Here is an 18,130-nt window from a genome sequence, read left to right as displayed (position 1 = left end):
CCCCAGGACGACCCGCCGCCGCCCCAACCAGGACCCCAGATCACCACCGGCGCCCGGCCCCGGCGATATTTCTTGCCGCGCGCCGCACCGATCAGGATCGGCAGGACCACGAACAACAGGATCGCGATCCAGAAGATCAGCACGATCGCCCCCGCCCCGTCCTTCTTGCGCGACTTGCCGCTGTCGATCAGCTGCTTGGCCCGCGCCTCGGCGGCTTCGAGCGGCAGCTTGAGCTGCTCGTTGATCGCGGCCGCACCCGCCATGATCCCGCCGGGCATGTCCTTGTCCTTGAAGCGCGGGATGATCGTATCGCGGATGATCATCCCCGACAGCGCGTCGGTCATGATCGGCTCAAGGCCATAGCCGACCTCGATCCGCACCTTGCGCTCCTTCGGCGCGACCAGCAGGATGATGCCATTGTCGGCGTCCTTCTGCCCAATCCCCCAGTCGCGACCAAGCCGGTAACCGAAATCCTCGATCAGATAGCCCTGCAGGTCCGGGACGGTGGCGACCACCAGCTGCCGCCCGGTCGCCTTCTCGGTGGCCTCCGACATGGCGGACAGCTCCGCCTCCTGCGCGGGACTGAGCAGATCGGCGCCATCGACCACCCGCCCCGTCAGCTTGGGAAAGGTCTGCGCCGATGCCGCCTGCCCCGCAAAGGCGGTGAGCAGCAGCGCGAGAACCAGATGCACGAACCTCATGGCGTTGCTCCCGGTACGTTGATTTCCCGGATGATCGCGGCACTGCCGGCCAGGATCGCCCCGGGCATATTGCCAGAACGAATGCGCGAAATGATCGTGTCGGTGGTGATCGCCTTTGCCTCTTCGTCGCGCAGCACGCCTTCGAGGCCATAGCCGGCCTCGATCCGCACCTGCCGCTCGTTGGGCGCGACGATCAGCATCACACCGTCATCGACATCTGCCCGACCGATCTTCCAAGTCCGGCCCAGCTCCATCCCGACATCCTCGATCTTGCGACCGTTCAGCGTGGGCAAGGTGACGACGACGAACTGGCCGCGCGTAGCGCGCTCGGTGGTTCGCAACATACGGTCGAGCAACGCCTCCTTGTCCGTTGGCAGCAGGTCCGCCGCATCGACGACGCGCCCGGTCAGCGCTGGCAGCGTCGGCGACGCAGCGGACGTCGGCCCCGACCCTGCCGTCCCGCACCCGGCGAGGAGCAAGAGCGGCAGAAGGCGGTAGTCGATCAGTTGCCGTTCCCGAAATCGACCTTGGGCGCGGTGTCAGCACCGGGCGTAGTTGCTTGGAACGGAGCCATCGGCTTGGCACCGTAGAAGATCTTGGCACCGATCGCGTCGGGGAAGGTGCGGATGGTCGTGTTATAGCTCTGCACCGCCTCGTTATAATCGCGGCGGGCGATGCCGATGCGGTTCTCCGTGCCCTCCAGCTGGGTCATCAGCGTGGCGTAATTGGCCTGGCTCTTAAGCTCGGGATACGCCTCCTGCAGCCGCTGCAGCGACAGGGTCACGCCCGCCTGGACGCGGTCATAGGCGGCGAGTTTGGCGGGATCGGTCAAATCGGCGTCGCTGACGCGCACCTGCGTTGCGGCGGCGCGTGCCTGGGTCACCTCGACCAGAACTGCCTTTTCCTGCGCACCGGCAGCCTTCACCGTCTGAACGAGGTTGGGGATCAGATCGGCGCGGCGCTGATACTGATTCTGCACCTCCGCCCATTTCGCCTTCGCATTTTCCTCGGCGGTCGGAACGCTGTTGAGCCCGCAGGCGGACAGCATGGCCGCAGCAACCAGCGCGGCAACCAGACGAAGCTTCATCGCGATGAGTCCCTCATAGTGTGTCGCATCGATACGACACCGCAAATCTAGGGACCGACCGACCCCGGCGCAATGGAAACCGGATATTTGCCCCACACGCGCGCGTTCGATAGCGTCGATCGGCAACCACAAGGGGGAGCTTATGCTCAAGGAATTTCGGACCTTCATCGCGCGCGGCAATGTGCTCGACCTCGCCGTCGGCGTCATCATCGGCGCGGCGTTCGGGACGATCACCAAATCGCTGACCGACGACATCATCATGCCGGTCGTCGGCTGGATTTTCGGCGGTTTCGATTTCTCGAGCTATTTCTTCCGTCTCGGCCCGATCCCGGCAACCTATACCGGCTCGACCTCCAACTATGCCGCGCTGAAGGCGGCGGGCGTGCCGCTGTTCGGATTTGGCCAGTTCATCACCGTGGTGATCAACTTCCTGATCCTGGCTTTCATCGTGTTCCTGCTGGTGCGCACGGTGAACAAGGTGCTCGCCGCCGCCGAGCGCGAAAAGGCCGAGGGTATGGCAGAGCCGGCCGCCGACCCGGCCGATATAGTGCTGCTGCGCGAGATCCGCGACGAACTGAAGAAGAAGAACGCGGGTTAAGCCGCTGCCAGTTCCTCGGCGGTGGCGTCCGCAAGGCTCGTGCCGTCGAGGATCCGCGCCGTCTCGTCGCGCACGCGCGCCATGGCGTGACGGATCGCGCAGCTCGCCTCGTCCTTGCAATCAAGGCAGGGGCGATAGGCGGTGCGGCTGACGCACGGCACCAGCGCCAGCGGCCCTTCGATCACGCGGATGATTTCACCCAGCGAGATCAGGTGGTTGGCGCGGGCGAGGCGGTACCCCCCCATCTTGCCGCGCGTCGACAGGATGAACCCCGCCTCACGCAGATCGGCGAGGATCAGTTCGAGAAACTTGCGCGGCACATTGGCCTCGGCGGCGATGCGCGTCATCGGCGTCGGCGCGCCATCGCGCGGCTGTTTGGCCAGAAACAGCATGGCGCGCAGGGCATAACGAGAGCGCTGAGTGAGCATGGCACGTTCTTTGCGCGCGGTTTATGGCCTGCACAAGGCCAAAACCTACTCTTTTCATTCGGATTCCGGTCCCTATATTGGAAGGTGCCGGGTTCGCCCGGCTATGACGATAAATTGTGGCGTGCAATAGACGCAGCGGACCCGGGGGCAGTACCCGGCGGCTCCACCATAAGGTGGTGTTTCTGGACACCGTTTCTGACGGGGCCGAACCAGGATCGACGTGTGTTGAAAAGCGCTGTTTTCGTTCGGAATGGGACCACCGCGACGGCCCATACACACAAGTGCCAACGATAACGAAGCACTCGCTATTGCGGCCTAACCCCAAGTCCTAACGGACTAAGGTTAGACTAAAATGCGCGGTTGGACCGCACCGGGCAACAGAAGCGGATTCCAGCGGTACGGGGGGCACCGGGCAACAGAAGCTCCCCACTTACTTCGCCTTTGCCAGCCTTTCTTCTTCGACGCTGAACGCCGAGCGCCCCTTGCTGGCCGGCGGGGTGGCGGTGGCGAAGAAGGCGACGCCCTTCCCCGCCGCGCGGTCGATCCACAGGCCGGAGCGCAGGCCGTAGGCTTCACCCGCATGGCCGATGCGCGTGCGGCCATCGCCGAACAGATCGTCTTCGCATCCCTGCCGCTGGGTCGGCAGCGTCGTCACCGCGAGCCCGTACTGGCAGTAGAAGCCGCCGCTCGTGTCGCCATTGCCGCCGTCGAAGCGCCACGCAACGCGCTCCAGCTCGGCGATCGACGCGGGTTTCAGGAAACTCCCGTCATTACGGATCAGCATCGCTCCGATGGCCGCCAGATCGCGCATCGACGCGCGCAGCCCGCCCTGCGGCGAAAACAGCGCGCCATTCTCCCCGAGGCGATACGCCTCCAGAGCGCAGCCATCTTTCGCGATTACCGGACAATCGGGGCGCTTGCCCTTGAGGTCGTCGAGCGCGACTTCTCCGCTCGCGCGATACAGCACGACATGCCGTGCGATCTTGGCGTCCGAACAGGTCGACCAGTTGAAGCAGGCGTCGAGTTTCAGTGGTGCGAGCACATGGCGCTGCATCAGCCGGTCGAACCGCTCGCCGCCTGCCTTTTCCATCACGCTCGCGATCACCTGAAAGGCGACATTGGCGTAGCGGAAATGACTGCCCGGCCGGTGCTGCGCGTCCCACAGCTGCGGCCGCGCAATCACATCGGCGAGCCGGTCGCCGAGCGGCACGCGATACTCATCGGGATCGATCAGCCCCGACTGATGCGACAGCAACTGGCGCAGCGTCACCGGCGCATCGGGAAAGGCGGGGTTGCGTACGCGCCAGCCCAGAACCTCCGACACGTCACGGTCGAGGTCGAGCTGTCCCGCCTCCACCATCCGCATGACGCCGAGCGCGACCACCAGCTTGGAGATGCTGGCGATCCGCACCGGATCATCCGCGGTGACGCGCCGCCCGGTGGCGCGATCCGCCAAGCCGCTGGCACGCGCCGCCGTCACCGCCTTGGCATCGAACGCCACCCGCACTTCGGCCAGGCCGGTGGTCGCGCATCCGGCGAGCAGCACGGAGCCAAGCAGCGCCGCCGCCCGCATCATCCCTGTTTGCTCGCGATATAGCGGTCGACCTCTTCCTCCAGCACGTTCAGCGGCACCGCGCCGTTCGCCAGCACCACCTCATGGAAATCGCGAATGTCGAACCGAGCGCCCAGCGCCAACTCCGCCTTCTTGCGCAGCTCCGCGATCTTGAGCTGGCCGATCATGTAGCTCGTCGCCTGCCCCGGATTGTTGATGTAGCGGTTGACCTCCCGCTCGATATCCGCCGCCGCGATCGACGAGTTCGCCTTGAAATAATCGATCGCCTGCTCGCGGCTCCATTTCTTCGCGTGGAGGCCGGTGTCGGTCACCAGCCGGATCGCGCGCCACATCTGGAGCGAGAGCATGCCGAACTCGGAATAGGGATCGCCATAGGCGCCCATCTCTTTCGCCAGCCGCTCGGTATAGAGGCCCCAGCCCTCGCTATAGACGCTGTACCCGCCGAAGCGGCGGAACTTGGGCAGTCCCTCCAGCTCCATCGCGCGCGCGATCTGGAAATGATGGCCCGGTGCGCCTTCATGCACCGCAATCCCCTCCAGCTGGATCTTCTGCACCTGATCCATATTGGCAAGGTTGACATAATAGATGCCGGGCCGCGACCCGTCGGGCGCGGGGCGGTTATAGAAGGCGACCGACGCGGTCCCCTCGCGCCATTTCTCCACCGCGCGGACCTCCAGCTTCGCCTTGGGCAGGCGGTGGAACCAGCGCGGCGCGGCATCCATCATCTTCGCGATGACCGCGCGCGCTTCGGTCAGATAGGTTTCGCGACCGGCATCGGTGTTGGGGTATTTGAACTTCGGATCGGTGCGGATCGCGTCGAAAAAGCTTTCTAGCGTGCCGGTATAGCCGACCCGCGTCTTGACCGCCTCCATCTCCTTGCGGATCGCGGCGACCTGATCGAGGCCGATCTGGTGGATCTGGTCGGCGGTCAGATCGGTCGTTGTATTCTGCGCCAGCCGGTTGGCGTAGAAGGCCGCGCCATTGGGCAGGCTCCACGCGCCGTCATTGCCCTTCGCCTTGGGCTCGATCGCGTCCAGCACCGCAAACAGCGTATCGAAGCCGCGCTTGAACGGTCCGGTCAGTGCTTTCTCGGCATCCGCGATCAGCGCCGCCTTCTCCGCATCGGCGATCTTGAGCGCCCCCACCTTCTTGCGGAAATCGGCAAGTACGGTGCTGTCGGCCCCGGGGCCGAACGGCGCACCGCTGATGACCTTGCGCGCATCCTCGCGCGCGGGCTTGAACACCATCTTGGGCGGGACGATCCCCTTCTTCGCCTGATCGCGCATCGTTGCCGCAACCTCGCGCATCACCCGCTCGACCTCGCCGATACGGGCGATATAGGCGCGCGCATCGGCCACGCTGTCGACGCGGTGATTGTTGATCAGGAACACCGGGATCTGGCCCGCCGGGCTGCCATTGGTCGACACCGGAAAGCCATAGTCGCGGAACTTGTACGCAGCGCGCGACCGCTCGACCTGGGTTTCGAACAGGCGATAGCTCAGCCGCGCCTGCGGGCCGAGCTTCGCGGGATCGAACTGCGCGCGCATCTGCTTCAGCGTCGCCTCGGCCATCGCCATTCGTTTCGCGCCATCGGCGCGGGTATAGTCGTCGAGCTTGTCGTAATTGGTCTTGAGGCCGAGTGCGGTCTGGCTCTCCGGGCTCAGCGCGACATTGGCATCGAACGCGGCGTCGAGAAACGCGTTGAGCCGGGCATCCTCCGCCCGGGTGTCGGCAGCCACCTCCTGCGGTGCGGAGTTCGACACGAGTGCAGGGGCGGCCACGCCCGCCAGAAGGATTGAAAGAGCAAGGCGAAGCGTCACGGGCACATCCTGTATCGGGGAAGATTATCGCAACGCTACCGCCACTTGCCGGGCCGGGCAATGTGCGTCGCCTGGCCGCTCTGCATTCAAATCCGCACCTGACTCCCCAGTTCGACGACGCGATTGGTGGGAAGCTTGAAAAACTCCATCGCGCTCTCCGAGCTTTGCATCAGCCATGCGAACAGCTTTTCGCGCCACAACGCCATGCCCGGTTGATCCTGCGCGGGCAGCAGTTTTTGCCGACCAAGGAAAAAGCTGGTGCGCATCATGTCGAACGGCGCACCGCAACTGCGCGCCAGCGCCAGATCGCGCGGCACGTCCACCTCCTCCATGAAGCCGTAATGGAGCACGACGCGGTGGAAATTTCCGCCGAGCGGCGCCGACCGCACCCGGTCGGCGGTCGCGACATGGGGGATGTCTTCGACCTTCACGGTCAGGATCAGCACCCGGTCATGGATTACCTGATTATGCTTGAGGTTGTGCAGCAGCGCGGGCGGCACGGCATCCGGCACGCTCGACAGGAACACCGCGGTCCCGCCGACACGATGCACCGACTGAACCGATTTGATGAACACCCCGATCGGCATCGCATCCTGCTCCACCTGCTGGCGCACCAGCATCCGTCCGCGCGCCCAGCTGGTCAGGATCGCGAAGATCGCGGCGGCGGCGACCAACGGGAACCAGCCGCCGTCCAGCACCTTGGCGAGGTTTGAGGCAAAGAAGATACCGTCGACGAACAGGAACAGCGCGATCATCAGCGTCGCGAGCAGACGGTTCCACTTCCACACGCGGAACACCAGCACCGCGAACATCAGCGTGGTGATGATCATCGTCCCGCTCACCGCAATGCCATAGGCCGAGGCCAGGTTGGTCGATTCGCGAAAGCCCAGGACCAGCAGGATCACGGCCAGCAACAGCCCCCAATTGACCACCGGGATATAGATCTGCCCCGCCGCATGCGCGCTGGTATGCGAAATGCGCAGGCGCGGGAGGAAGCCGAGCTGAACCGCCTGATGCGTCACCGAAAAGGCGCCCGAGATCACCGCCTGGCTGGCGATCACCGTCGCGCCAGTCGCGATCAGCACCAGTGGCAGCCGCGCCCAGTCGGGTGCCATCAGGTAGAAGGGGTTGGCGATCGCCTCCGGGCTCCCGAGCAGCAGCGCGCCCTGCCCGAAATAGTTGAGCATCAGGCAGGGATAGGCGAGCAGCAGCCACGAAAAGCCCACCGCCTTGCGCCCAAAATGGCCCATATCGGCGTAGAGCGTTTCCGCGCCCGTCACGGCCAGGAACACCGAACCCATCGCCAGAAACGCGAGCACGGGATCCTGCACGAAAAACAGCACCGCCCAGTGCGGGCTCAAGGCGCCCAGAATCTCCGGGTGCTGCGCGATGTTCCAGATGCCGAGCGTCGCCAGCGTCGCCATATAGACGAGCACCACCGGGCCAAAGATTGCACCGACCCTGGCCGTGCCGCGCGCCTGGATCAGAAACAGGCCGATCAGGATCACGATCGCGATCGGCAGCACCAGCGGTGCCAGCCGCGCCTCGACCACCGTCAACCCCTCGACCGCGGACAGGACCGAGATCGCCGGGGTGATCATCGCATCGCCATAGAAGAGTGCGGTCGCCAGCACCGCCATCATCACCAGCGCCGTCGTCCAGCGCCGATCCGCCAGCTGGCGCGAGATGAGCGCGAACAGCGCGAACGAACCGCCCTCCCCGCCATTATCCGCGCGCATCGCGACGAACACATATTTGATCGTGACAACGAGCATCAGCGACCAGAAGATCAGGCTGAGCACGCCAAACACATGCGGTTGAGAAACGGTCAGCGGGTGCGCGCCGCTGAACGTTTCCTTCAGTGCGTACAGCGGCGAGGTGCCGATATCGCCAAAGACGACGCCGATGGCGCCGAGCATCAGCACGGGGAGCGATTGGCGGGCGGGGGTGCCGGGCACGTGGCCAGCGGCAGCAGGGGATACGCTGTTTGTCATGGCGCGCGATGTGTGGCGGGGCGGCATGAAGATTCCATGTGGTTCGATGCCGAACCCCATGAAGAATGGCCGAATCTCGCCCTCCCCCTCTCGACGCCGGACGATGGCGGGCGCACCTAGCGGCTATGACCGACCTGCATTTTCACACCCCCGCCCGCGCGCTGCGCGGCTATGTCGAGGCAGCCCTGCTCGTCGCCGCCGCCACCTTGGCCGGCCTGGCGATTGCTCCGCGTTGGGGCAATTCGGCGGTGGACCTGCTCTATCTGCCCGCAGTGCTCGCCGCTGCCATATTGGCCGGACGCGGACCCGCGCTGTTCGCGGCGACGGCGGCGGCGCTTGCGTATAATTTCTATTTCACCGCGCCGCGGCTCAGCTTTCATATCGATCAGCCCAATGACGTGCTGACCGTGCTGGCGCTGTTCGCCATCGCCATCGTGACGAGCCAGCTCGCCGCATCGGTCCGCTATCAGGCGCAGCGCGCGCGCGAGGAGGCCGAGCGCAACGCGACGATCGCCGGGCTGGCCGGAAAGCTGCTCGGCTGTGCCAGCGAGCGCGAGGTCGTCATGGGCAGCGCCGACGCGCTGAGCGCGATCTTTGGCTGCAATGTAGTGCTGGCGCGCGGGCGTCCCGAACCGGCGGTCCTCGCCAGCGCGCCGACACCGATGGAACTGACCCCGGCAGATATCGCCGTCGCCGCGCTGGTGCTCGACAGCGGCACGAGCGCCGGGCGCGGGCTGGCGCGCAGCGTTCCGACCGAATGGCAGTTTCACCCGGTCAGATCGGGCCATGCGGTCATCGCCACCATCGGCTTTGGCCGCAACGACGGGGTTCCCGCCATTACGCGGGGTCAACTTCGGGTGCTGGAGAGCCTGCTCGACCAAGTCGCGCTGGCATTGGAGCGCAGCCGGCTGGAGAGCGAAGCGCGCGAGTTCGCGCGGCTGCGCGAGCGCGATCAGGTGCGCTCGACCCTGCTGGCATCGATCGGCCAGGATCTGGGGCAGCCGGTGCGCCAGATCGCCGAGACGGTCGACGCGCTGCGGCGCCAGGGTGCCAGTGACCGCGAGCTGCTCGGCACGATCGGCGCAGAGTCGAACCGAATCGAGCGCTATCTGGCCAATCTGATCGAACTGGAGCCGGACGCGGACCAGCGATCGATCGCGATCGGCGGGGTCACAATCGACCTGTTCCGGCGCAGCGTGTTCCGCGACGGCGACCCGGTCCATTTGCCGCCCAAGGACTATGCGGTGCTGGCCGAACTCGCCCGGCACCCCGGGCGGGTCCTGACCCACGCCCATCTGCTCAGGACAGTATGGGGGCCGGCGCAGGAAAAGCAGATCGATTATCTGCGCGTCGCGATCCGCGCCTTGCGCCTCAAGCTGGAGCGCGACCCCGCGCACCCCGAACTGATCGTGAACGAACCGGCGGTCGGCTACCGGCTCAAGATCGACTGACATCCAGCAACGAAAAAGGGCCCCGGTTTCCCGGAGCCCCCTTCATTGTTGCGATCGGCGGACGATCAGTCGTCGCTGCCGCCGGTCAGGAATGCCGGGAGGCCGATCTCGCCGCCGTCATCCTTCGACTCCGAACGCTCGCCGCGCGGACGGTCGTTGCGGTCGCCACGGTCGCGGCGCGGGCCGCGATCGCGGTCGCCGCCACGGCCGCCTTCACGACGGCGATCGCCGCCACGGCCGCCTTCGCGGTCGCCGCGCTCGCCGCGCTCACGCGGTTCGCGGGCCGGACGGGTATCCTCCAGCTCGGCACCGGTTTCCTGGTCGACGACGCGCATCGACAGGCGCACCTTGCCGCGCTGGTCGATCTCGAGCACCTTGACCTTGACCTCCTGGCCTTCGCTCAGGACGTCGCTGACCTTCTCGACGCGCTCGTTCTTGATCTCGGACACGTGAACCAGGCCGTCCTTGCCGCCCATGAAGTTCACGAACGCGCCGAAATCGACGAGGTTGACGACCTTGCCGGTGTAGATCTTGCCGACCTCGGCCTCTTCGACGATGCCCTTGATCCAGTTCATCGCGGCTTCGATCTGGCTGACGTCGGACGAGCTGATCTTGATGATCCCCTCGTCATCGATGTCGACCTTGGCGCCGGTGGTCGCAACGATCTCGCGGATCACCTTGCCGCCGGTCCCGATGACGTCGCGGATCTTCGACTTGTCGATCTGCATCGTCTCGATGCGCGGGGCGTGCGCCGAAAGCTCGGTGCGGACTTCGCCCAGCGCCTTGTTCATCTCACCCAGGATGTGCGCGCGGCCTTCCTTGGCCTGCGCCAGCGCGGCTTCGAAGATCTCGCGCGTGATGCCGGCGATCTTGATGTCCATCTGCATCGTGGTGATGCCTTCGGACGTGCCCGCAACCTTGAAGTCCATGTCGCCGAGGTGATCCTCGTCGCCCAGGATGTCGGACAGAATCGCATAATCCTTGCCCTCGAGGATCAGGCCCATGGCGATACCCGACACCGGACGCTTGATCGGCACGCCGGCGTCCATCATCGCCAGGCTGCCGCCGCACACCGACGCCATCGACGACGAGCCGTTCGACTCGGTGATGTCGCTGGTCAGGCGGATCGTATAGGGGAAGTCTTCCTTCTTCGGCAGCACCGGGTGCAGCGCGCGCCACGCCAGCTTGCCATGACCGACTTCGCGACGGCCCGGCGCGCCGAAGCGGCCGACTTCACCGACCGAATAGGGCGGGAAATTATAGTGCAGCATGAAATGCTGGTAGCTGAGGCCGTTCAGCCCATCGATCATCTGCTCGGCGTCCTTGGTGCCGAGAGTGCAGGTGGCGATGGTCTGGGTCTCGCCGCGGGTAAACAGCGCCGAGCCGTGCGCACGCGGCAGGAAGTGCGTTTCTGCAAGGATCGGGCGGATCTGGGTCGTGGTGCGACCGTCGATGCGCTTACCGGTCTTGAGGATGTCGCCCCGGACGATCTCGGCTTCCAGCTTCTTGGTCAGCTTGATGCCGGCCATCACGTCCTGCGGCGACAGGCCGTCCTCGATGAACTGCGCCTTCGCCTTCGCGCGCGCTTCGTTAAGTGCGTTCGAACGGGCCGACTTGTCGGTCAGCTTGTAGGCGGCAGCAATGTCCTTGCCGATCAGCTTCTTGAGCTTGTCCTTGATCTTGGCGTTGTCGTCCGACGCTGCCATTTCCCACGGATCCTTGGCGGCCTGCTCGGCGAGCTTGATGATCGCCTTGACGACTTCCTTGCACGCATCATGCGCGAACAGCACGGCACCCAGCATGATCTCTTCCGACAGCTCATTGGCTTCGGATTCGACCATCATCACCGCGTCGTGGGTGGCGGCGACGACGAGGTCCAGATCGCCCTCGGCAACCTGTTCGTCGGTCGGGTTCAGGATATATTCGCCGTTCAGGTAACCGACGCGCGCGGCGCCGATCGGGCCCATGAAGGGCACGCCCGAAATGGTGAGGGCGGCCGACGCGGCGATCATCGCCAGAATGTCCGGCTCGTTCTCGCCATCATAGCTCAGCACCTGAGCGATGGCGTTGATCTCGTTGTAGAAGCCTTCCGGGAACAGCGGGCGGATCGGACGGTCGATCAGGCGGCTGACCAGGGTTTCCTTCTCGGTCGCGCCACGCTCACGCTTGAAGAAGCCGCCGGGGATGCGACCCGCAGCCGAATATTTCTCCTGATAATGGACGGTGAGCGGGAAGAAATCCTGCCCGTCCTTCACGCTCTTCGCGGCCGTGACGGCGCAGAGCACGACGGTTTCGCCGAGCGTCGCCATGATGGCGCCATCGGCCTGACGGGCAACCTTGCCCGTTTCGAGTGTCAGGGTTTGTCCGCCCCACTCGATCGATACGGTCTTCTTGTCGAACATTTGATTTCCTTTGGACCGGATGCCCAATGCATCCGGGGCCTATGTGCAGGCTGTCCGGCCGGCGCGGTGCGGGGTGACGTCACCCCTGTGATACGGGCCGCTGGCCGGATTGCCGGCGACCCAGGGAATTCGGGCGGGTGCCCGAAATGGCAAAAAGGCGACCCGAAGGCCGCCTTTCCGGTTACTTGCGAAGCCCCAGCTTCGCGATGAGTGCGGTGTAGCGATCCCCGTCCGTCTTGCGGAGGTAGTCGAGGAGGCTGCGGCGCTTGTTGACCATCATCAGCAGGCCGCGGCGCGAATGGTTGTCCTTCGCATGGCCCTTGAAATGCTCGGTCAGGTTGACGATGCGCTCGGTCAGGATCGCAATCTGGACTTCGGGGCTGCCCGTGTCACCTTCGTTGCGGCCATGTTCCTTGGTCAGTTCTGCCTTGCGCTCGGTCGTGATCGTCATGGTTCTTCCTTCGACATCATCTGCAGGTTGAAGCCGCGCACGACACGGACGTTTCCGTCCGAAACCTCGACCAGCGCGACCGGCGTTTCGCCGTCCAGCGCGAAGTATTGGCCATCATTCGCGGCAATCCCGGTCAGCACCTTCCCCTGACGGAGCGCCCCTGCCTGACCGGGTTCGAGGAATAGAGCCGGGATGTCGTCCAGCCCCGCCCTCAGCGGCAGGAGGCAGTGTTCAAGGGTGCGGCCCATAGCGGATTGCGCCAGTTTGTCCAGCGATATCGCCGAATCGAGGGTGAACGGCCCCGCCTTGACCCGCCGCAACATGGTGACATGCCCGACGCTGCCCAGCGCCAGGGCAATGTCGCGCGCCAAGCTGCGGATATAGGTGCCCTTCGACACCGACGCGGTGAGCGTCGCCGATTCGGGCGTGGTTTCGCCCAGCGTCAGCGCGTGGATCGTCACCGCGCGGGTCGCGAGCGTGACCGTCTCCCCCTTGCGTGCCAGGTCATAGGCACGTTCACCATCGACCTTGAGCGCCGAATAGGCGGGCGGCAGCTGATCGATCGGCCCGGTGAAACGCGGCAGGATTGCCGCGATCGCTGCCCGCGTCGGGCGCACGGCGGACTCCGCGACCCCCTTCCCCTCGAGGTCGAGCGTATCGGTCTCGACGCCAAAGCGGATCGTGAAGTCATACACCTTGTCGCTGTCGAGCATCCGCCCGGCGAGCTTGGTCGCCTCCCCTACCGCGATCGGCAGCACCCCGGTCGCCAGGGGATCGAGCGTGCCGCCATGCCCGACCTTGGGCAGATCGCGCAGCTTCGGCCCATAGCCGCAATCGCGCAGGGCGCGCTTGACCGCGCTCACCCCCTGGGTCGAGCCGAGCCCCAGCGGCTTGTCGAGAATGATCCAGCCATGCATGGCCGACCGCCTAGACGGTGAGGTTCACCAGCCCAAGCACAAAGCGCGTGATCGCATTGATCATCGGAGCGGCGACCCACTCGCCGATGCGCGTATACGGGTCGAGCAGCGGGATCGCCACCACCGTTGCAATCACCGCCAGCACCACCAGCCGCCCGGCCCGGCGCAGCTTCTGGCGCAGCGGGACCGGAAGCAGCGCGCTCAATGCCCGCCCCATGTCGAAGGGCGGGACCGGAAGCAGGTGAAAGCTGGTCATGCACGCATTGGCCAGGATGAAGTTGAACAGGTTGGACGTGATCAGCCAACCAACGCCCTCCGACGGCATCGTGCCGCCCAGCGCGGCAACGATCGCCCCCAACGCCACCGCGCCGACCAAAGCCGCGGCGAAGCTCGCCACCGGCCCGGCCAGCGCGCTCGCCAGTCGCCGCCGTCGCGCCAATGCATCCTCGCCTACCGCAAAGGGACGATAACGCGGCCAGCCGAACACCGGTGCGCCCGACAGTGCGAGCGCAATCGGGACGATCACGGTCCCTACGGGGTCAACCGCGCGCAGGAAGCGAGGCATGCAACTGGGCGGTGTCGCGGGCGCATCGACCTCGGCAGGCAGCCAGTCCGCCACCATGCGCTGTGCGGCATCGTGCAGCAGCACCGCCGCAATCGCTGGCAGCGCCCAGACAGCCAGCGATTCGATGATCGACTGCATGCGTCCCCCCGGTTGCTACCGTGGCCGAAGGATGCGCATGGCTCCACCCGATTCGTGTTCGGCTGCCGTTACGGAACGGGACGTTTCGGTTCAGCTACGCTGCTGAAACGGCACCGGCCCGCTCCCCCACCCGGCCACTCACACCAGAGTATCCTGATGGGTGGCCGGGTGGGGGAGCGGGCCGGTGCCGATCAATAACAATGCGTTATTCAGCGCCAGCGAGCGCTTCGGTGAAGTGGCGACGACATAGCGCGATATAGCGGTCGTTCCCGCCAATCTCCGTCTGTGCGCCATCGGCCACGGCCCGCCCGTCGGCATCGACGCGCAGGTTCATCGTCGCCTTGCGCCCGCAGCGGCACACCGACTTGATCTCGACCAGCGCGTCGGCCAGCGCCAGCAGCCGCGCCGATCCGGGAAACAGCGCGCCACGAAAGTCGGTGCGCAGGCCGTAGGCCAGCACCGGGATCCCCAGCACATCGGCGACCGCAGCAAGCTGATCGACTTGCGCCGCGCTCAGAAACTGCGCCTCGTCGACCAGCACGCAGTGGACCGGGCCATGATCCATCTCCCGCTCGACCTGGAGGCGCAGATCGGTGTCGGCGGCAAAACCGGTGGCCGGCATGTCCAGTCCGATCCGCGACGCGATCCGCCCCACGCCCGAACGGTCATCGATCGCGGCGGTGAACAGCAAGGTGCGCATGCCGCGTTCGCGGTAGTTGAAATCGGCCTGCAACAGCGTGGTCGATTTTCCCGCGTTCATGCTGGCATAGTAGAAATAGAGCTTGGCCATTCAGTACACGGTCTCGATGCGCAGTGGCGCGTTGGTGCCAGCCCGAGCCGCCAAAGCGCGGTCGAATGTCACGAAGTGGTCGGCGATCCCGTCGGCACAGATCAGGTGAATCATATCGCTCCAATCCGCCCCGGCCCGATAGCGTTCAATCGCCCATGACAAGCCCGCCGAATCCGGTGCGTGCACGGTGTCGATCGTCAGGATCGTTCCCAGCATGTCGGCTACAATCGCGCGATCCAGACCGAGCCGCTTGCTCAGCACCCAACCCAGTTCAAGCCAGACACTGAACGAGATCCACACCGGTTCGCGCAGAATCTCAACGGCGCGCTGACCCTGTTCCGGGTGATCGCCAAGAATGAAGCGGGCGAGGACATTCGTATCGACCGACTTCACGCGTCAGGATCTTCCAGCTCCGGGCTCCAGCTCAGCTGTTCGACCGGTACCGGCTCACCTTCGTGCCGGTACATGCCCCGCAGTCGGCTGACCGCATCATTGACCTTCAGCGTGCCGGCACCGCGCCGCGGCCGCAACGTGACGGAATCGGCGCTTTCGATAACTTCGAGTTCCACGCCCGGCTGCCAGCCCAGCCGATCGCGCGACGCTTTCGGCACGACGACCTGACCCTTGTCCGACAATCTGGTAAAGGCGTTCATGGCGGTAAGATGCGTCTTACCGCATCATCTGTCAATCGCTCCCGTCTGCATTGTCCAAGTCGCGCGCCACCTTGGGGTCGCGCAGCAGGTGGTCGATATGGCTGCCCTCGTCGAAGCTCTCATCCGCCAGGAATTTGAGCTTCGCGGCATATTTCATCTTCATCCGCCCGGCGACTTCACGCTGCAGATAGGCGGTGTTGGTGCGCAGCGCCTTGATCACCGCGTCCTCGTCCTTGCCGAGCAGCGGCTTCACGAAGACAGTGGCGTGGCGCAGGTCGGGCGACATGCGCACTTCGGTGACGCTGACGACATGGCTGGTCAGCACATCGTCATGCACCTCCCCGCGCGTGAGGATGTCGGACAGGATATGGCGCACCTGCTCCCCCACGCGCAGCAGGCGGACGGAACGGGTTTCGGGGGTTTCGTTGTGTTTCATGAACTCCCTCTCCCCTCAGGGGAGAGGGCCGGGGAGAGGGGCAGTTCGAGACTGCCACCGTCCGGCTGAGGGACAGGCCCCTCTCCCAACCCTCTCCCCTGAAGGGAAGAGGGCTATTTGATTACAGCGTCCGTTCGCGCAGCTCGACCTCGAAGGTTTCGAGGAAGTCGCCCGGCTTGATGTCGGTGAAGTTCTGGCTGAACGTCACACCGCATTCCAGACCTGCGCGGACTTCGGCGACATCGTCCTTGAAGCGGCGCAGCGACGCGATCTCGCCCTGGTAGATGATGACGTCGTCGCGCGTGATGCGGGCCTTGAGCGCCTTGCGGATCGCGCCGTCGGTGACCAGCAGACCCGCTGCCTTGCCATGCTTGCCCGCCGAGAAGACCTCGCGGATTTCGGCGCGGCCGACCACGGTTTCGAACGCCTCCGGACCGAGCTGCCCCGCCATGCCGGCGCGGATCTCGTCGGTGAGTTCGTAGATCACGTCATAATATTTGAACGCGACCTTGTGGCGATCGGCGATCTCGCGCGCCTTGGCGTTCGGGCGGACGTTGAAGCCGATGATCGGCGCGCCCGAGGCCGCAGCCGCGTTCACGTCGCTTTCGGTAATGCCGCCGACGCCCGCATGCAGCACGCGCGCCTTGATGTCGTCGGTGCTGATCTTGTTGATCGCCGCGACGATCGCCTCGACCGTGCCCTGGGTGTCCGCCTTGACCACCAGCGGATATTCCATCGCCTGCTTTTCCTTGAGCGCACTGAACATGCTCTCGAGGCTCGCCGGGGTGTTGGTCGTGCGCTTCTGCTGTATCACGCTGGCGCGATAGGCCGCAACTTCACGCGCACGCGCTTCGTTCTCGACCACCTGCAGCAGGTCGCCGGCCATCGGCACGCCCGACAGGCCGAGGATCTCGACCGGCATCGACGGACCCGCTTCCTTGATCTGGCGGCCCTTGTCGTCGATCAGCGCGCGGACCTTCCCGCTCTCCGCGCCGACCACGAACACGTCGCCGACCTTGAGCGTGCCGCGCGTGACGAGGATCGTCGCGACCGGGCCGCGGCCCTTGTCGAGCTTCGCCTCGACCACATTGCCCTCGGCCGCGCGGTCGGGATTGGCGCGCAACTCCATCAGCTCGGCCTGCAGCTGGATCTTCTCGATCAGTTCGTCGAGGTTGATCTTCTCCTTGGCCGACACTTCGACGTCTTGGGTGTCGCCGCCCATCGCCTCGACCTGAATGTCATGCTCCAGCAGACGCTCGCGCACGCGCTGGGCATTGGCTTCGGGCTTGTCGATCTTGTTGATCGCCACGATCATCGGCACGCCGGCCGCCTTGGTGTGGTTGATCGCCTCGATCGTCTGCGGCATCAGGCCGTCATCGGCGGCGACCACCAGCACGACGATGTCGGTGACGTTCGCGCCGCGCGCGCGCATCTCCGAAAATGCTTCGTGGCCCGGCGTGTCGAGGAAGGTGATCTTCGACTTGTCCTTCAGCGTGACCTGATACGCGCCGATATGCTGGGTGATGCCGCCGGCTTCGCCGCGCACCACATCGGTGCCGCGCAGCGCGTCGAGCAGGCTGGTCTTGCCGTGATCGACATGGCCCATGATCGTCACCACCGGCGGACGCACCTTCAGCGTATCCTCGGCATCCTCGACCGTGTCGACGGCAAGGTCGATGTCGGAATCGGACACGCGCACGATGTTGTGGCCGAATTCGGTCACCAGCAGTTCGGCGGTGTCCTGATCGATCGTCTGGGTCAGCGTGACGGGCATGCCCATCTTGAACAGCGCCTTGACCAGATCCGCACCCTTTTCAGCCATGCGGTTGGCGAGTTCGGCGACGGTGATCGCCTCCGGCACCTGCACGTCACGGATCTGCTTGGCCTGCGGCTCGCGCGGGCCGGTGTGGCGGCGTTCCTTGTCACGCGCGCGCTTGAGCGCGGCGAGGCTGCGCGCACGCGCACCATCGTCGCCACCCAGCGCGCGGTTGACGGTCAGCTTGCCGCCGCGACGCTCGTCGCCCTTGCGGTCCCGCTGCTGCGGACGCTGCGGTTCGGGCGCACGCGCCGGGGCGCGGTTCGGGCCGAGATTGGTCGAACGCGGCGCAGCGGCACCGCCGCCAGTG

18 protein-coding genes and 1 other RNA gene are annotated in these 18,130 nt (G+C 65.4%); 3 read left to right on the top strand and 16 right to left on the bottom strand.

The window, feature by feature from the left end:
* From AX681_RS02795 to AX681_RS02785, 3 genes are all read right to left on the bottom strand, one after another.
* The coding region (locus AX681_RS02795; protein WP_066681616.1) for a TPM domain-containing protein at positions 1–701 on the bottom strand (701 nt) is incomplete at its 3' end.
* Positions 698–1,180 (bottom strand): TPM domain-containing protein, encoded by a 483-nt coding sequence (locus tag AX681_RS02790; protein ID WP_197422068.1) that lies wholly within the window; start codon positions 1,178–1,180, stop codon positions 698–700. The genes AX681_RS02795 and AX681_RS02790, both read right to left, overlap by 4 nt.
* Positions 1,181–1,203: 23 nt before the next feature.
* On the bottom strand, positions 1,204–1,788 hold the full coding sequence (locus AX681_RS02785) for a LemA family protein (RefSeq protein ID WP_066664855.1): 585 nt from the start codon (positions 1,786–1,788) through the stop codon (positions 1,204–1,206).
* 142 nt (positions 1,789–1,930) lie between these two features.
* Here AX681_RS02785 and mscL point away from each other — a divergent pair, with 142 nt between their 5' ends.
* Positions 1,931–2,386: a large conductance mechanosensitive channel protein MscL gene (mscL, locus tag AX681_RS02780; RefSeq protein ID WP_066664852.1), complete on the top strand. Its 456-nt coding sequence runs from the start codon at positions 1,931–1,933 to the stop codon at positions 2,384–2,386.
* Here mscL and AX681_RS02775 read toward each other — a convergent pair.
* Entirely contained in the window at positions 2,383–2,814 is a 432-nt protein-coding gene (locus tag AX681_RS02775; RefSeq protein ID WP_066664846.1) for an RrF2 family transcriptional regulator, read from the bottom strand. The two genes, mscL and AX681_RS02775, sit on opposite strands and share 4 nt — an antisense overlap.
* Before the next feature lie 47 nt (positions 2,815–2,861).
* Here AX681_RS02775 and ssrA point away from each other — a divergent pair.
* Positions 2,862–3,206, top strand: a transfer-messenger RNA (tmRNA) gene (gene ssrA / locus AX681_RS02770).
* 38 nt (positions 3,207–3,244) lie between these two features.
* On the opposite strand, the gene AX681_RS02765 is transcribed toward ssrA, so the two are convergent.
* From AX681_RS02765 to AX681_RS02755, 3 genes are all read right to left on the bottom strand, one after another.
* Positions 3,245–4,390 (bottom strand): serine hydrolase domain-containing protein, encoded by a 1,146-nt coding sequence (locus AX681_RS02765; RefSeq protein ID WP_231733862.1) that lies wholly within the window; start codon positions 4,388–4,390, stop codon positions 3,245–3,247.
* A complete protein-coding gene (locus AX681_RS02760) occupies positions 4,387–6,207 on the bottom strand; it encodes a DUF885 domain-containing protein (RefSeq protein WP_066664845.1) in 1,821 nt (606 codons plus the stop codon). The genes AX681_RS02765 and AX681_RS02760 overlap by 4 nt, the downstream gene beginning before the upstream one ends.
* A gap of 86 nt (positions 6,208–6,293) precedes the next feature.
* Entirely contained in the window at positions 6,294–8,201 is a 1,908-nt protein-coding gene (locus tag AX681_RS02755) for a potassium transporter Kup (RefSeq protein WP_066664863.1), read from the bottom strand.
* A gap of 125 nt (positions 8,202–8,326) precedes the next feature.
* Between AX681_RS02755 and AX681_RS02750 the strand changes: the two genes are divergently transcribed.
* Positions 8,327–9,652: a DUF4118 domain-containing protein gene (locus tag AX681_RS02750; protein WP_066664843.1), complete on the top strand. Its 1,326-nt coding sequence runs from the start codon at positions 8,327–8,329 to the stop codon at positions 9,650–9,652.
* A gap of 65 nt (positions 9,653–9,717) precedes the next feature.
* Here AX681_RS02750 and pnp read toward each other — a convergent pair whose 3' ends face one another.
* The 9 genes from pnp to infB form a co-directional block, all read right to left on the bottom strand.
* Complete coding sequence (pnp, locus tag AX681_RS02745) at positions 9,718–12,054, bottom strand: polyribonucleotide nucleotidyltransferase (protein ID WP_066664841.1); 2,337 nt, start codon at positions 12,052–12,054, stop codon at positions 9,718–9,720.
* 181 nt (positions 12,055–12,235) lie between these two features.
* Positions 12,236–12,505, bottom strand: a complete 270-nt coding sequence (gene rpsO / locus AX681_RS02740) for a 30S ribosomal protein S15 (protein ID WP_066664838.1) — start codon at positions 12,503–12,505, stop codon at positions 12,236–12,238.
* On the bottom strand, positions 12,502–13,422 hold the full coding sequence (gene truB / locus AX681_RS02735) for a tRNA pseudouridine(55) synthase TruB (RefSeq protein ID WP_066664831.1): 921 nt from the start codon (positions 13,420–13,422) through the stop codon (positions 12,502–12,504). Before truB ends, rpsO begins: the two co-directional genes overlap by 4 nt.
* A 10-nt stretch (positions 13,423–13,432) precedes the next feature.
* Positions 13,433–14,125, bottom strand: a complete 693-nt coding sequence (locus AX681_RS02730; RefSeq protein WP_066664828.1) for a hypothetical protein — start codon at positions 14,123–14,125, stop codon at positions 13,433–13,435.
* A gap of 205 nt (positions 14,126–14,330) precedes the next feature.
* Positions 14,331–14,915 carry a thymidine kinase gene (locus AX681_RS02725; protein ID WP_066664825.1) on the bottom strand — a complete coding sequence of 195 codons (585 nt, stop codon included), beginning with the start codon at positions 14,913–14,915 and terminating at the stop codon, positions 14,331–14,333.
* Positions 14,916–15,308 carry a type II toxin-antitoxin system VapC family toxin gene (locus tag AX681_RS02720; RefSeq protein WP_066664821.1) on the bottom strand — a complete coding sequence of 131 codons (393 nt, stop codon included), beginning with the start codon at positions 15,306–15,308 and terminating at the stop codon, positions 14,916–14,918.
* On the bottom strand, positions 15,305–15,568 hold the full coding sequence (locus AX681_RS02715) for an AbrB/MazE/SpoVT family DNA-binding domain-containing protein (RefSeq protein WP_066664818.1): 264 nt from the start codon (positions 15,566–15,568) through the stop codon (positions 15,305–15,307). The genes AX681_RS02720 and AX681_RS02715 overlap by 4 nt, the downstream gene beginning before the upstream one ends.
* A gap of 31 nt (positions 15,569–15,599) precedes the next feature.
* A complete protein-coding gene (gene rbfA, locus AX681_RS02710) occupies positions 15,600–16,004 on the bottom strand; it encodes a 30S ribosome-binding factor RbfA (RefSeq protein WP_066664816.1) in 405 nt (134 codons plus the stop codon).
* Positions 16,005–16,125: 121 nt separating this feature from the next.
* A partial coding sequence (infB, locus tag AX681_RS02705; RefSeq protein ID WP_066681615.1) for a translation initiation factor IF-2 occupies positions 16,126–18,130 on the bottom strand: 2,005 nt, incomplete at its 5' end.

It is taken from the genome of Sphingomonas sp. CCH9-E2 (genome assembly GCF_001557215.1).
In the GTDB taxonomy this organism is placed as follows: domain Bacteria; phylum Pseudomonadota; class Alphaproteobacteria; order Sphingomonadales; family Sphingomonadaceae; genus Sphingomonas.
The sequence above is the reverse complement of the archived record's forward strand: the minus strand, read 5'-3'. Positions and strand labels throughout refer to the sequence as shown.